Source organism: Streptomyces syringium, assembly GCF_017876625.1.
Lineage (GTDB): Bacteria > Actinomycetota > Actinomycetes > Streptomycetales > Streptomycetaceae > Streptomyces > Streptomyces syringius.
In genome coordinates, this window is sequence record NZ_JAGIOH010000001.1 from 1,577,931 (window position 1) to 1,592,677 (window position 14,747).

Annotated in this window: 12 protein-coding genes; 2 read left to right on the plus strand and 10 right to left on the minus strand. The window is 70.9% G+C overall.

Annotated elements, in window-relative coordinates; translation table 11 throughout:
• Nucleotides 1-59: 59 nt before the first annotated feature.
• The 6 genes from pdxT to pgsA form a co-directional block, all read right to left on the minus strand.
• The gene (gene pdxT / locus JO379_RS06895; protein ID WP_130876890.1) at nucleotides 60-671 is read right to left on the minus strand and encodes a pyridoxal 5'-phosphate synthase glutaminase subunit PdxT; all 612 of its coding nucleotides are present in this window, start codon (nucleotides 669-671) and stop codon (nucleotides 60-62) included.
• Between the two features lie 80 nt (nucleotides 672-751).
• The gene (gene pdxS, locus JO379_RS06900; RefSeq protein WP_130876891.1) at nucleotides 752-1,666 is read right to left on the minus strand and encodes a pyridoxal 5'-phosphate synthase lyase subunit PdxS; all 915 of its coding nucleotides are present in this window, start codon (nucleotides 1,664-1,666) and stop codon (nucleotides 752-754) included.
• 99 nt (nucleotides 1,667-1,765) lie between these two features.
• Nucleotides 1,766-2,308: a LemA family protein gene (locus tag JO379_RS06905; protein WP_130876892.1), complete on the minus strand. Its 543-nt coding sequence runs from the start codon at nucleotides 2,306-2,308 to the stop codon at nucleotides 1,766-1,768.
• 113 nt (nucleotides 2,309-2,421) lie between these two features.
• Nucleotides 2,422-3,582, minus strand: a complete 1,161-nt coding sequence (locus JO379_RS06910) for a glycosyltransferase family 4 protein (RefSeq protein ID WP_130876893.1) — start codon at nucleotides 3,580-3,582, stop codon at nucleotides 2,422-2,424.
• Entirely contained in the window at nucleotides 3,579-4,508 is a 930-nt protein-coding gene (locus JO379_RS06915; protein WP_130876894.1) for a phosphatidylinositol mannoside acyltransferase, read from the minus strand. Before JO379_RS06915 ends, JO379_RS06910 begins: the two co-directional genes overlap by 4 nt.
• Complete coding sequence (gene pgsA / locus JO379_RS06920; RefSeq protein WP_165451502.1) at nucleotides 4,505-5,164, minus strand: phosphatidylinositol phosphate synthase; 660 nt, start codon at nucleotides 5,162-5,164, stop codon at nucleotides 4,505-4,507. Before pgsA ends, JO379_RS06915 begins: the two co-directional genes overlap by 4 nt.
• A 623-nt stretch (nucleotides 5,165-5,787) precedes the next feature.
• On the opposite strand from pgsA, the gene JO379_RS06925 reads away from it, so the two are divergent.
• Nucleotides 5,788-7,995 carry an elongation factor G-like protein EF-G2 gene (locus tag JO379_RS06925; protein WP_130876896.1) on the plus strand — a complete coding sequence of 736 codons (2,208 nt, stop codon included), beginning with the start codon at nucleotides 5,788-5,790 and terminating at the stop codon, nucleotides 7,993-7,995.
• Between the two features lie 167 nt (nucleotides 7,996-8,162).
• Nucleotides 8,163-9,812 (plus strand): AbeC-like domain-containing protein, encoded by a 1,650-nt coding sequence (locus JO379_RS06930; protein ID WP_130876897.1) that lies wholly within the window; start codon nucleotides 8,163-8,165, stop codon nucleotides 9,810-9,812.
• Nucleotides 9,813-9,909: 97 nt separating this feature from the next.
• Here JO379_RS06930 and JO379_RS06935 read toward each other — a convergent pair whose 3' ends face one another.
• From JO379_RS06935 to thrS, 4 genes are all read right to left on the minus strand, one after another.
• Entirely contained in the window at nucleotides 9,910-11,112 is a 1,203-nt protein-coding gene (locus JO379_RS06935; RefSeq protein ID WP_130876898.1) for a YncE family protein, read from the minus strand.
• Complete coding sequence (locus JO379_RS06940; protein ID WP_130876899.1) at nucleotides 11,109-11,924, minus strand: polysaccharide deacetylase family protein; 816 nt, start codon at nucleotides 11,922-11,924, stop codon at nucleotides 11,109-11,111. The genes JO379_RS06935 and JO379_RS06940 overlap by 4 nt, the downstream gene beginning before the upstream one ends.
• 88 nt (nucleotides 11,925-12,012) lie before the next feature.
• A complete protein-coding gene (locus JO379_RS06945; RefSeq protein ID WP_184733586.1) occupies nucleotides 12,013-12,573 on the minus strand; it encodes an HIT family protein in 561 nt (186 codons plus the stop codon).
• A gap of 141 nt (nucleotides 12,574-12,714) precedes the next feature.
• Complete coding sequence (gene thrS, locus JO379_RS06950) at nucleotides 12,715-14,691, minus strand: threonine--tRNA ligase (protein ID WP_130876901.1); 1,977 nt, start codon at nucleotides 14,689-14,691, stop codon at nucleotides 12,715-12,717.
• Nucleotides 14,692-14,747 lie beyond the last annotated feature (56 nt).

Sequence of the window (14,747 nt, forward strand, 5' to 3'; positions counted from 1 at the left end):
CCTGTCTCCTTCGCGTAACCAATTACTTAACGAACGACTGAGATCCTACCGGGACCGGTTCACGTCGTGGCGCCCACCGTACCCACGCTCTGCCGGGCCATCTCGACGAACAGGGCGTGCACCCGGTGGTCGCCGGTCAGCTCGGGGTGGAAGGACGTGGCCAGGACATTGCCCTGCCGCACGGCGACGGTGTGCCCGTCGTACCGGGCGAGCACCTCGACCTGGGCGCCGACGGACTCCACCCACGGGGCGCGGATGAAGACGCCCTCGACCGGCCCGCCCTCGATACCGGCCACCTCGACGGCCGCCTCGAAGGACTCGTTCTGCCGCCCGAACGCGTTACGGCGCACGATCATCTCGATGCCGCCGAGGGTCTCCTGGTCCTCCCGCCCGTCCAGCAGCTTGTCGGCGACCATGATCATGCCGGCGCAGGTGCCGTAGACCGGCAGCCCGGCCTTCACCCGCTCCCGCAGCGGCTCCAGCATGCCGAAGGCCACCGCGAGCTTGGACATGGTGGTGGACTCGCCGCCGGGTATGACCAGGCCGTCGAGGCCGTCGAGCTCCTCGGGTCGGCGGACCGGGCGGGCGACGGCGTCCGCCGCGGCGAGGGCGATGAGGTGTTCGCGGACATCGCCCTGCAGAGCGAGTACGCCGATGACGGGAGTGGACACGGTGGTACCTCTCAAACACTTTCTACGGCCGGTGGGCGGCCCCGCCGAAGGGGACCGCCCACACGGGGAAGACGACGGGACTACCAGCCGCGGTTGGCGTAGCGCTCCGACTCGGGGAGGGTGTCGCAGTTGATGCCGACCATGGCCTCGCCCAGGTTGCGGGAGGCGTCCGCGATGACCTTCGGGTCGTCGAAGAAGGTGGTGGCCTTCACGATGGCGGCGGCGCGCTTGGCCGGGTCGCCGGACTTGAAGATGCCCGAGCCGACGAAGACGCCCTCGGCGCCGAGCTGGCGCATCAGCGCGGCGTCGGCGGGGGTGGCGACGCCACCGGCGGAGAACAGCACCACGGGGAGCTTGCCGAGCTCGGCGACCTCCTTGACCAGCTCGTACGGGGCGCGCAGCTCCTTGGCGGCGGCGAACAGCTCGTTGTTGTCGTAGCCGCGCAGACGGGCGATCTCGTTCTTGATCTGGCGCAGGTGACGGACGGCCTCGACGACGTTGCCGGTGCCGGCCTCGCCCTTGGAGCGGATCATGGCCGCGCCCTCGGCTATGCGGCGCAGGGCCTCGCCCAGGTTGGTGGCACCGCAGACGAAGGGGGTGGTGAAGGCCCACTTGTCGCTGTGGTTGATCTCGTCGGCCGGGGTGAGGACCTCGGACTCGTCGATGTAGTCGACGCCGAGGGACTGCAGCACCTGGGCCTCGACGAAGTGGCCGATGCGGGACTTGGCCATGACCGGGATGGAGACGGCGCCGATGATCTCCTCGATCATGTTCGGGTCCGACATCCGGGCCACGCCGCCGTCCTTGCGGATGTCGGCCGGAACCCGCTCCAGCGCCATGACCGCGACGGCGCCCGCGTCCTCGGCGATCTTCGCCTGCTCGGCGTTGACGACGTCCATGATCACGCCGCCCTTGAGCTGCTCGGCCATGCCGCGCTTGACGCGCGCGGTGCCGGTCTCGGGGTTGGCGGACGTGCTGGTGGTCGTGCTGGACACGATGGTGACCTCACTATCAAGGGCGGCGGCAATACTGCACCCTCATACAACCCAGGGCCGCGGCCGGGGAAAAAGGGCCAATCCGAGGCCGGTGGCTTCTTAGTGGCCCGCCCGGTCGCCGAGCGCCACCGGAGGCTCGTCGTCCATCTCGAAGGCGAGGGGGAACGGCGCGTGCCCGGCGAGCCGGAACCAGCGCACCACCCGGTGCCTGCGCACGGCCCGCGCGGCGCGCACCGCGTCGTTGTGGAACCGCCGGGCCATCGGCACCCGGCGTACGGCCTCCGTCAGCTCCCGCAGTGACTCCTCACCGCCCGGCGCCTGCCGTACGGCCTCGACCTGCGGCGCCTCGGCGAAGACGGCCCGCAGCGCCTGGCTCAGCTCGCTCTCGGCGACCTCGCGGTGCTCCTCCTCGGCCTGCCGGGCGGCGTGCGCGGCCTGGTAGAGAACGATGGAGGAGGCGGGATCGAGGACCGAGGCGGTACCGAGTTCCTGGGCGACCGAGGCCCGCCGCAGCAGCTGGGCGTCCAGCGCCGCCCGCGCGGCGTCGATACGGCTGTGCAGCCGGTCCAGCCGGCCGGCTGTCCAGCTCAAGTAGACGCCGATGACGACCAGAGCGGCCGCGATCCAGATGAGTGTGGTCACGCGGCCTCACGTTACCGCTCGCCGCGCGTCGCTCCGCGGGCCGTCGGTGCCGCCCGCGGCGGCGGGCCGGGTCCGGGATGGGCTCAGCCCGGACCCGGCCCGCCGGACGGGCCCTAATCCCTGGCGAGGCCGAAGCGGGCGCGGAGGCTGACGCGTTCGTCGGCGGCCACCGAGGCCGCGCCCGCGGTGACCGTCTCGTAGACGGCCAGGATGTCCGCCCCGACCCGGGACCAGTCGAAGCGGAGCACGTGCTTGCTGCCCCGTTCGCTCAGTCCGGTGCGGTGCGCGGGGTCGGCGAGGAGGCGCAGGGCCGCCGCGGCGAGCGCGTCGGCGTCCTCGTTGGCGAACAGCTCGCCCGCCGAGCCCTGGTCCAGGACCTGGGCGAAGGCGTCCAGATCGCTGGCGAGGACGGGCGCGCCCGCCGACATCGCCTCGACCAGGATGATGCCGAAGGACTCGCCGCCGGTGTTGGGCGCCACGTACACATCGACGCTGCGCAGCAGCCGCGCCTTGTCCTCGTCGCTGACCATGCCGAGGAACTCCACGCGTTCGCGCATCCGGGCCGGCAGGCTCGCGACGGCCTCCTCCTCGTCACCGCGCCCGGCAACCAGCAGCCTCGTGTCCGGGCACTCCGCGAGGATCTTCGGCAGGGCGCGCATCAGGACGGGCAGGCCCTTGCGGGGCTCGTCGATACGGCCGATGAAGCCGATCGTCCGGCCCTGCCACTCCGGCTTGGGCTCGGCGCGGGCGAAGAAGTCCACGTCGACGCCGTTGGGGATGACCACCGCGTCACCGCCGAGGTGCTCGACGAGCGTCCGGCGCGCGTACTCGCTCACCGCGATCCGCGCGCTGATCTTCTCCAGCGCGGGCTGCAGGATCGGATACGCGGCGATCATCGCGCGGGAGCGGGGGTTGGAGGTGTGGAAGGTCGCCACGATCGGCCCCTGCGCGGCCCAGCAGGCCAGCAGGCCCAGCGACGGCGAGGTCGGCTCGTGGATGTGGATGACGTCGAAGTCGCCGTCGTGGAGCCAGCGGCGCACCCGCGCGGCGGAGAGGAAACCGAAGTTGAGCCGCGCCACCGAGCCGTTGTACGGCACGGGCACGGCACGGCCCGCCGAGACGACGAACGGCGGCAGCGGCGTCTCGTCGTCCGCCGGGGCCAGCACCGACACCTCGTGGCCCAGCCGGATGAGGTGCTCGGCGAGGTCCCGGATGTGGAACTGGACCCCGCCGGGCACGTCCCACGAGTACGGGCAGACGATCCCGATCCTCAACGTTTCCCCGTTCCCGAGCTCTGGTCGGCGCGACCGGTCCGCGGCTCGAGATCGGCGAGCCACAGCCGTTGGAGCATGTGCCAGTCCTGCGGGTGCTCTGCGATGCCGGAGGCGAAGGCGTCGGCCATGCCCTGCGTCATCGCCGCGGCCTTCTCGGCCCGGGTGCCCGTGGCGGGCACCTCGACCGGTGCGTGGATCCGGCCCTTCATGACCGGCGAACCGTCGTACCAGAGGGTGACCGGCATCAGCGGCGCGCCGGTCTGCACCGCGAGCATCGCGGGTCCGGCGGGCATCTTCGTCGCCTCGCCGAAGAAGGTGACCTCTATGCCGGAGGAGGACAGATCACGGTCGGCCACCAGGCAGACCAGTCCGCCCGAGCGCAGCCGCCGGGCGAGCGTCCCGAAGGCGCTGCCGCCCGCGTGCGGCAGGACCTCCATGCCGAGCCCCTCGCGGTAGGCCACGAACCGGTCGTAGAGCGTCTCGGGCTTGAGCCGCTCGGCGACCGTGGTGAAGGGCACCCCGAGCTTGGTGGTGACCCAGGCCCCGGCGAGGTCGTAGTTGCCCATGTGGGGCAGGGCGATGACAGCGCCGCGCCCGGCCGCCAGGGCGTCTTCCAGATGGTGGAGGCCCTCGGGCGTGAAGCCGTCACGGATGCGGCTCCTGCTCCAGGCCGGCAGCCGGAAGGACTCTATCCAGTAGCGGGTGTACGAGCGCATGCCCGCCCGGGACAGCCGGGCGAGCTCCGCCGGGCCCGCGTCCGGCACCACGCGGGCGAGGTTGGACTCCAGGCGCAGCACGCCCGCGCCGCGCCGCTTCCAGACGGTGTCCGCGATCCGCCGGCCCAGCCGCACGGCGACCGGCTCGGGAAGCTTCTTGACCGTGGCCCAGCCGAGCCCGTACAGCGCGTCGGTCAGCTTCTCCTTCACCCGGTCTCGCCCCCGCCGGCCGGCACCGCGTCCGCCTCGGCGGCCTCACGGCGCACGGTCACCACTCGCTGGATCATGGTGACCAGGCTGCCGACGGCCACGATCCACAGGGCGATGGGCAGCAGCTTGTCGATGTGCGGGACGCCGAACTTGTGCAGTCCGGAGAAGCCGCAGGCCACCAGGGAGATGACGAGCCGCTCGGCGCGCTCGACCAGGCCGTTGACATTGACCGGCAGGCCGATGCTCTCGCCGCGTGCCTTGGTGTACGAGACCACCTGGCCGCTGGCGAGGCAGAAGATCGTCACCGCGCACAGGGTGAGGCTGTCGCCCCGCCCGGCGTACCAGAGCGCGAGCCCGCCGAAGATCGCCGCGTCGGCGACCCGGTCGAGGGTGGAGTCGAGGAAGGCGCCCCACCGGCTGGAGCGGCCCAGCTGACGGGCCATGTTGCCGTCGACCAGGTCCGAGAAGACGAACAGCGTGATGACGACCGTGCCCCAGAAGAACTCACCCTGGGGGTAGAAGACCAGCGCGCCCGCCATCACACCGCCGGTACCGATGAGGGTCACCGCGTCGGGGCTGACGCCCAGGCGGATGAGCAGGGCGGCGAACGGCGTGAGAACACGCGTGAAGAACGCACGCGCGTACTTGTTCAGCATGGCCTTCCCGAAGGGTCGTGTCGGGCCGGGTGGTCGGAAGGCCACCGGCTGGCCCATCGTAGCCAGGCGCCCGGGGCCCGCCGCGCACGCGTCACTCGTGGGGCCCAAGGCGCAGGTCACACCCGTACGGCGGTGAACGGCCGGCCGCCTTCGTGCCACCTGGGCCAACGGGCCCGGGCCGGCGGCCGATCCCGGGCGGCCCGGCGGCGGCCCCGCCCGTCGCGGGCCCGGTGCCCCGGAGGCCGCCCCGGGGGCCCGCGGCATGCGGAAGATCACGCTGCATGCGGAAGATCACGTGCGCCCCCGGACCGCCGAACCCGGAAAGCGGCCGGAAAGCAGGCCGGAACCCGTCGTCCCACGGCGGGCCCCGTAGAACAGTCCCACCGGCGTCCGGCCGGGGGCGGCCGCGCCCGGCCCACCCGGCGGGCCCCCGGGCCCGAACCCGCAGGTCCGCGGCTGTGCCGGGGCCGTCGCACGCGCCCGGGAGACCGGAGCCGCCCCCTCCCGCCGACGGCGGCCGCGCGCCCGGCCGGCGGTGGCGGTCCCGTGTTCGACGTATGGACGCAGCGTGACCACGGTGGAAAGCTCGAAGGACCGCAGGTGTCGACCGGGAGGCGAGACACATGGGCGAGAAGACGAGCACACATCCAGGGGCCGCGGGCAGGGCAGCGTCGGCCGACCGGCCCAGCCGCATCAGGAACGTGGTGCTGGTCGGCCACAGCGGATCCGGGAAGACGACGCTGGTGGAGGCCCTGGCCCTGGCCACCGGCGCGATCAACCGCGCGGGCCGGGTCGAGGACGGCGCGGCCCTCTCCGACTACGACGAGATGGAACACCGCCAGCAGCGCTCCGTACAGCTGTCCCTGGTCCCTGTCGAATGGGCCGGAATCAAGATCAACCTCTTGGACGCACCCGGCTACGCCGACTTCGTCGGCGAGCTGAGGGCCGGTCTGCGCGCCGCGGACGCGGCCCTCTTCGTCGTCTCGGCGGCCGAGGGCACCGAAGGCATCGCCGGCGCGACCCGCACGGTGTGGGAGGAGTGCGCGGCGGTCGGCATGCCCCGCGCGATCGTGGTGACCCATCTGGAAGCGGCCCGCGCGGACTTCGAGGAGATGACCCGCACCTGTCGCGACGCCTTCGGCGGCGACTCCCCCGACTCCGTACTGCCGCTGTATCTGCCGCTGCGCGGCGCGGAGGGGCCCGACGGGCACCACCCCGTGATCGGCCTCATCGGCCTGCTCTCCCAGCGGATCCTCGACTACTCCTCGGGAACCCGGACGGACACCGCGCCCTCCCCCGACCAACTGCCGCTGATCGAGGAGGCCCGCAACAAGCTCATCGAGGGGATCATCGCCGAGAGCGAGGACGAGACCCTCATGGACCGCTATCTCACCGGCGAGGACATCGACGTCAAGACCCTCGTCGAGGACCTGGAACGGGCCGTCGCCCGCGGCACCTTCCACCCGGTCCTCGCCGCCGCCCCCGCCGCCGAGGGCGCCAAGGCGGGCCTGGGCACCATCGAGCTGCTGGAGCTGATCACCGGCGCCTTCCCCACCCCGCCCGAGCGCCGCACCCCCGTCGTCACCACTCCCGGCGGCGCCCCGCGCCCGCCCCTGGAGTGCGACCCCGCCGGACCCCTCGCCGCAGAGGTGATCAAAACCTCCTCGGACCCGTACGTCGGCCGGATCTCCCTGGTCCGCGTCTTCTCCGGCACCCTGCGCCCCGACGAGACGGTGCACGTCTCCGGACACGGGCTGGAGGACCGGGGCCACGAGAGCCACGACGTCGACGAACGCGTCGGCGCCCTCTCCTCGCCCTTCGGCAAACACCAGCGGCCGCTCAACCAGGCCATCGCCGGCGACATCGCCTGCGTCGCCAAACTCACCCGCGCCGAGACCGGCGACACCCTCTCCGCCAAGGGCGACCCGCTCCTGATGGAACCCTGGGAGATGCCCGACCCCCTGCTGCCCGTCGCCATCCAGGCCCACAGCAAAGCCGACGAGGACAAGCTCTCCCAAGGCCTGGCCCGGCTGGTCGCCGAAGACCCCACCATGCGCCTGGAACACAACCCGCACACCCACCAGGTCGTCCTGTGGTGCCTGGGCGAAGCCCACCGCGACGTGGCCCTGGAACGGCTGCGCACCCGCTACGGCGTACGCGTCGACGCCGTGCCGTACAAGGTGTCCCTGCGCGAGACCTTCGGCTCCAAGGCCGCGGGGCGCGGACGGCACGTCAAACAGTCGGGTGGCCACGGCCAGTACGCCATCTGCGAGATCGAGGTCGAACCCCTGCCCGGCGGCTCCGGCATCGAATTCGTCGACAAGGTCGTCGGCGGCGCGGTGCCCCGCCAGTTCATCCCCTCGGTGGAGAAGGGCGTCCGCGCCCAGGCGGCCCGCGGCGTCGCCGCCGGCCACCCCCTCGTCGACGTCCGGATCACCCTCCTCGACGGCAAGGCCCACTCGGTGGACTCCTCCGACGCCGCCTTCCAGACCGCGGGCGCCCTCGCCCTGCGCGAAGCCGCCGCCGAGGCCCGCATCCACCTCCTCGAACCCGTCGCCGAGGTACGGGTCCTGGTCTCCGACGACTACGTCGGCCCGGTGATGAGCGACCTCTCCGGCCGCCGCGGCCGCGTCGTCGGAACCGAGCAGTCCGGAGACGGCCGCACCCTCGTACGGGCCGAGGTCCCGGAGATCGAGATCGACCGCTACGCGGTGGACCTGCGCTCCCTCTCGCACGGCACCGGACGCTTCAGCCGCTCCTACGCCCGGCACGAACCCATGCCGCCCAATGTCGCGGACCGCGTCCGCGAACAGGCCGAGAACGGCGCATAGTTCACAAGCCGCCCGCCCCAACTGGCCGGAGGCGGGCGGCTTTCCGATCTCCCACGACAGGCGGCACCCCACCCGTTACGCTGAGCACGCGGCCCCATAACGTAGACAACCGGGCCGTAGTCGGGAGCACGTCGCAGCATCGGGAATGCGCGGCATTGGGGGCAACAGTGGCAGCAGGGGACCCGTTCGACTTCAGTCCGGGCGCGCAGATCCCCCTCACGGGGGCCGCCGGACAGACCGCGGCGACGCAGGCCCTGGCCTCCGCCGCCTACCGCGACGACTCCGTCGAGGAACTGCTCAAGGCCAACTCCGACTGGGCCACCTCCGAGGTCAAGAAACCCCGCATCGCCCTCTTCGAACCCAACCTGGGCGAAGCCTTCTCCCGCGCCGTGCAGCAGCGGATGCTCGGCGGCAAACCCCTCATCCAGTCCTTCGGCCTCGAACCCCGGCCCGTCGTCGAGCACTGCCTCGCCGCCAACCGCATCCGCAAACAGCGCGACGCCAGACTGACCCTCATCATGGCCGTCTGCGGGGTGCTCTTCCTCCCCGGCGTCCTGCTCTGGCTCGGCGTCTTCCAGCTCCGCCGCGTGCTCGCCGGAGCACAGAACAAGCGCGCCGGGGCCCTCAGCACCCTCCTGCTGACCGCCCTCGGCATCATCGCCGTCATCCTCCTGGTCAAACTGCCCGTCCACGGCTTCTGGGGCATCTACATCCGGGCCATGGTCATCGCCCCCGTCATCGGCGGACTGTGGGCCAAGCGCATCTGCGAGCGCACCGCCAAGGACCTCCGCAGCGCCTGGACCGGCCTGCTCAGCGGCGGCGGCGTCGCCGCGAAGGTCCCCGAAGCCGTCCCCCAGAGCCCCGGCGAGACCGCCGCCGAGCGACTGCGCCAGAGCCTGGAGCGGCTCAGCGCCGACCAGCGGAGCAACATCGTCTTCTACGCCGGCCCCAAGGGCATACTCGGCATGGGCACCCGCTGGGGCAGCTGGCAGCTCGCCGAAGAGCTCATCCCCCTCGACCCGGACAAGGAAATCAACCCCTTCCGCAGCTGGGACGTCATCCGCGCCATCCACGACCAGCTGCGCCTCCTCGAGCGCAGCCCCGTCCACACCGGCGGCTTCACCCCGCCCTTCGTCGAGCACTGGGTCGTCTCCCCCATCGGCGAGGGCGCGACCGCCGTCTCCCGGCCCGAAGGGACCGAAGGCGCCTTCCAGATACGCGGCGCGGAGCTCCAGAAGATCTGCAACGAGCAGCAGTTCGGCAGCGGCGACCGCCACTACCTGGGCGTCCAGTTCGTCCTCTGGGACGGCCAGCTGGTCATCACCCTCCTCATCACCGTCACCGTCCTGCACAAGACGCTGCGCATCGAGGTCACCGGCCACGCCCTCGGCCCCACCCACTCCCTGTTCAACGGCAAGCCCAAGAACCGCACCAAGACCTTCAAAAAGGGCCTCAAGTTCTGGGAGACCCGGACCGTGACCCTGCCCGTCGTCGCCCCCCGCGAGGTCGTACGGCTCGCCGCCCGCGCCCCCCTCACCTGGTACCCGCCCCTGCTGGAGTACTGGGGCGGCAAGCTCGTCCTCCCCGAGCCCTTCGGCCTCCGCCACGCCTGGGCCGACAAGCCCTGGCGGCACCGCTTCATGGCCGACGACGCACTGCGCGCCGCCACCCCCGTCCTGCGCGTGGTCCACGAGGCCGCCCTGCGCGTCCTGAAGGAGAACGGCGTGGACACCGAGCACTTCGGCAAGCGCGCGGGCTCGCTCAGCGTCGCGATCCAGGACGTGAAGCCCACTCAGGCCGACGTCTACAACGCCTGATCCAGACACCGGCGGGTGACACAGGACAAGGCCCCGGGACCAAAACGGTCCCGGGGCCTGACTGTGGGTCAGGGACTGTGCCCGACCCGGGAAGCCGTCAGCGGAAGATGCCCGTGTGGCCCAGCGAATAGCGGCCCGGCTGCGGATAGAAGGCGAGCCCGTGCGGCCCGTCACCCACCGGGATCCGGGCGATCTGGTGACCGTCCCGGGTGTCGATCACATACACCTCGGAGTCGTAGCGGCCGGACAGCCACAGCTCCTTGCCGTCCGCCGACACCCCGCCCATGTCCGGGCTGCCACCGTCCGGCAGCTCCCACTTCTTCACCAGCTTGCGGCTCGGCAGGTCCAGCACCGAGACCGAGCCCTCACCCCGGTTGGAGATGTACATCGACTTCGAGTCCCGGCTCACATAGAGCCCGTGAGCGCCCTTGCCCGTCGGCATCAGCCAGGGCTTGGTGAACTTGTCGCCGTTCAGCACCCACACACCGTCGGCCATCATGTCGGCGATGTACCAGGTCTTGCCGTCCGACGAGATCTTCACGTCCTGCGGCATCGCCCCCTTGAACGGCAGCTTCTGCTGACCGATGACCTTCATCTTCGCCGTGTCGACCTTGAGCAGCTCCCCGGAGAACTCGCACGAGACGACGAAGTACCTCCCGTCCGGCGAGAAGTCCGCGTGATTGACCCCCGCACACGTCACCGGCTCCGTGCGCTTGCGCTCCATCGTGTGCGCGTCACGGAAGACCAGCTCCCGGTCCATCGACGCCATCACCACCGCGTACTTGCCGTCCGGCGTGAAGTACAGGTTGTACGGGTCGTGGACCTCGACGGTCTCCCCCACCTTGCCGGTGGCCGGATCGATGGGCGTAAGAGTGTGTCCGCGGTTGTTGTTGACCCACAGCGTCTTCAGGTCCCACGACGGCACCACGTGCTGCGGCTGCACGCCGACCGGGATCGTCTCGATGACCTTGTACGTCTTCGGGTCGATAACGCTGACCGTGTCGGACTCGGTATTGGGCACGTACACCCGCGACGGAAAGTTCTTCACCACGGGAGACAGGGCGTTCGGCCGGTCGGCCGCGTACAGGTCGTTCGGGTCGAGCACCGGAGGCATGCCGGGCAGCCCGGGCGGCGCGGCCGCCTTCTGATGGTGCGCGCCCCGGTGCGAGCCGTCCGCCGCCTCGTTGGAGGCGGTGCCACCACAGCCGGCGGCCAGCAACGCACAGGCGGCCGCCAGCAGCGCGGCCCGGCGGGCCCCCCGCGGACGGGGGCGGGAACGGTGGTGCGAGAGGAGGATCATCGGGTCAGCAGCTCCGTAGTCGTCACCGCGCGCAGACCGCGGCGGTGCAAGCCGTCGAGGATCGCGGGCAGCGCGGCGACCGTGCCGGCGTGCCCGAAGTGCAGACTCACGACCGACCCTGGCCGCACCGCGTCCAACACGGTACGCCGGACCGCCTCCGCGCCCGGGTCGGTGAAGTCCAGGGAGTCCACGTCGTACGACAGGACGTGCGGGTATCCGGCCTCGCGTGCGAGCCGGGCCACCTGATCGGTGGCGTACCGCGTGCGCGACGGCCGGAACCAGCGGCCGACCCCGCCCGTGAGCGACCGCAACCGCTCGGCGCACTCACGGATCTCGGCGGCGGCCTCCGTGGCGCTCATCGTGGAGATGTCCAGATGGCGCATGGTGTGATTGCCCAGCTCGTGCCCGCCGTCGAGCACCCGGCGCGCCATCCCCGGCTCCGCGTCCAGCCAGTCACCGACGGCCAGCACGGTCAGCCGCGCCCCGGCCCGTTCGGCCGCCGCCAGCATGTCCGTGGCCGTCTTCGGATCACCCTGGCCGTGGAAGGTGAGCGCCACCGCGTTCCCGGTGCGCGGGCCGTGCTCGATCTGGGCGGGCAGCCCGGCGGGCAGCGGGGGCAGCACCGGCGGCCGGGGCGCGTCGGGCTTCTTGGCCGCCTCGGCCGGCGTCGACGCCGCCGGGCCCCTGGCCGCCGCGCCACCGTCGGCGGTCCCGTCGCGCCCCGCGCAGCCCGCGGCGGCCGCCCCCGCGGCCCCGGCGAGGGCGCCGCTCGCGGCCGCGCGCAGCACTGTGCGGCGGTGAAGGAAGGTCACCGCACCATTAGAGCTTCTTTGTAAAGAATTGGGGCGATTTGCCCGTTTTAGGCGAGGCGTGTCCTCGCCTTACGGCGGTATGACGAGGTCAGACGGTCGGCCAGACGTCCGCGAGCATCTTCCGCGTGTCGGCGAGCAGTTGGGGCAGCACCTTGGTGTGGCCGATGACGGGCAGGAAATTGGTGTCCCCGCCCCAGCGCGGCACGATGTGCTGGTGCAGGTGGGCGGCGATACCGGCGCCGGCCACGCTGCCCTGGTTCATGCCGATGTTGAACCCGTGCGCCCCGGAGGCGGCCCGCAGGGCGGCCATGGCCCGCTTGGTGAATTCCGCGAGCTCCAGGGTCTCGGCGTCGTCGAGCTCCGTGTAATCGGCGATGTGCCGGAAGGGGACGACCATGAGGTGCCCGCCGTTGTACGGGTAGAGGTTGAGCACCGCGTACACGCGCTCACCTCGGGCGATGATCAGCCCGTCCTCGTCGCTCTTCTCGGGAATCGAGCAGAACGGACAGCCGTCGTCGGCACCGGGGCCGGTCGGCTTGTTCTCACCCTGGATGTACGCCATCCGGTGGGGCGTCCACAGGCGCTGGAACGCGTCCGGCGTCCCGACTCCGATCTGCTGTTCCGGCTCAGTCGTCATGTTGAGCAGCATATTCCCCGGGCGGGTGAAGATGCGCCGAGGGGCGGCCCTGATGGGCCGCCCCTCGGAATCCCCGCGGGTGCGGGGAGCACGTTGTCATCTGCCAAGTCCGGCCGATCGCATCCGGATCACCCCGCTCGCACGGGGAGCAAGTCACACCTGGACGCGGCGCTCCACCACGTCAACGAGCTTCGCGATGGCCTGGTCACGGGCAATCCCGTTCTCCTGCGACCCGTCCCGGTAGCGGAAGGACACCGTGCCCGCGGCCATGTCCTCGTCACCGACGATGATCATGAACGGGACCTTGGCCTTCTGGTGGTTCCTGATCTTTTTCTGCATCCGGTCCGACGAAGCGTCGACCTCGACCCGCAGGCCCTTCTTCTTCGCCTCGGCGGCGAAGTCCTGCAGGTACTCGACGTGCCCGTCACCGATCGGGATGCCGACCGCCTGGACCGGGGCCAGCCACGCCGGGAACGCGCCCGCGTAGTGCTCCAGCAGAACGGCGAAGAACCTTTCGATGCTGCCGAACAGCGCACGGTGGATCATGACCGGGCGCTGCTTGGTGCCGTCGGCACCGGTGTACTCCAGGTCGAAACGCTCGGGCAGGTTGAAGTCGAGCTGGATGGTCGACATCTGCCACGTGCGGCCGATGGCGTCCCGCGCCTGCACCGAGATCTTCGGGCCGTAGAACGCCGCGCCGCCCGGGTCGGCGACCAGCTCGAGGCCCTGCTTCTCCGCGACCTTGCGCAGGGTCTCGGTGGCTTCTTCCCACGCCTCGTCGGATCCGACGAACTTCTCCGGGTCCTTGGTGGACAGCTCCAGGTAGAAGTCGTTCAGACCGTAGTCCCGGAGCAGGTCGAGCACGAAGGTCAGCGTCGTGTCGAGCTCCTCCGCCATCTGCTCGCGGGTGCAGTAGATGTGCGCGTCGTCCTGCGTGAAGCCACGGGCACGGGTCAGGCCGTGCACGACACCCGACTTCTCGTACCGGTACACGGTCCCGAATTCAAACAGCCTCAACGGCAGCTCACGGTACGAACGCCCGCGCGCGTCGAAGATCAGGTTGTGCATCGGGCAGTTCATGGGCTTGAGGTAGTAGTCCGTGCCCGCGTCGAGCTGCATGGGGGGGTACATGCCGTCGGCGTACCAGTCCAGGTGGCCCGACTTCTCGAAGAGGGCGCCCTTGGTGGCGTGCGGGGTGTAGACGAACTCGTACCCCTCCTCCTCGTGACGCCGGCGCGAGTAGTCCTCCATGACCCGGCGGATGATGCCGCCACGGGGGTGGAAGACCGCGAGACCCGAGCCGATCTCGTCCGGGATGGAGAAGAGATCAAGCTCCGAACCGAGCTTGCGATGGTCACGCTTCTCCGCCTCGGCGAGGAACTCCAGGTGCGCCTTCAGCTCGTCCTTCGTCGGCCACGCGGTGCCGTAGATGCGCTGCAGCATGGGGTTTTTCTCGCTGCCGCGCCAGTACGCCGCCGCGTTGCGCATGAGCTTGAACGCCGGGATGAACCGGGTGGTCGGCAGGTGCGGGCCGCGGCAGAGGTCGCTCCAGCACGTCTCGCCGGTCTTCGGGTCCAGGTTGTCGTAGATGGTGAGCTCGCCGGCGCCCACCTCGACGTCCGCGCCGTCCTCGTGCGAGGCGGAGCCCTTGAGGCCGATCAGCTCCAGCTTGTAGGGCTCGTCGGCGAGCTCCTCGCGGGCGGCCTCGTCGGTCACCACGCGGCGGGAGAACTTCTGGCCCCGCTTCTGGATTTCCTGCATTTTCTTCTCGATGGCCTTGAGGTCATCGGGGTGGAAGGGCTTCTCGACGTCGAAGTCGTAGTAGAAGCCGTCCTTGACCGGCGGGCCGATGCCCAGCTTGGCCTCGGGGAAGAGCTCCTGCACGGCCTGGGCCATGACGTGGGCCGTCGAGTGGCGCAGGATGTTGAGGCCGTCCTCGGAGGAGATCTCGACGGGCTCGACCTCGTCGCCGTCGGCGACCGCGTACGCGAGGTCCTTCAGCTCGCCCGCGACACGGGCGGCGACGATGGTGCGCTCTCCGGCGAACAGGTCGGCGGCCGTAGTGCCCGTCGTCACCACACGCTCGTCCCGCTCGGAATCGCGCTGGATGATCACACGGACGTCTGACACCGGTCTCTCCTGACTCACGGGGCGCGACAGCGAACGCTGCGCGCCTGAATCGTACC

Bases quoted from the DNA above. Each gene is read 5' to 3' on its own strand.
- JO379_RS06945 (WP_184733586.1), bottom strand. From the start codon at position 12,573: ATGCTGCTCAACATGACGACTGAGCCGGAACAGCAGATCGGAGTCGGG.
- pgsA (WP_165451502.1), bottom strand. From the start codon at position 5,164: ATGCTGAACAAGTACGCGCGTGCGTTCTTCACGCGTGTTCTCACGCCG.
- JO379_RS06935 (WP_130876898.1), bottom strand. From the start codon at position 11,112: ATGATCCTCCTCTCGCACCACCGTTCCCGCCCCCGTCCGCGGGGGGCC.
- JO379_RS06925 (WP_130876896.1), top strand. From the start codon at position 5,788: ATGGGCGAGAAGACGAGCACACATCCAGGGGCCGCGGGCAGGGCAGCG.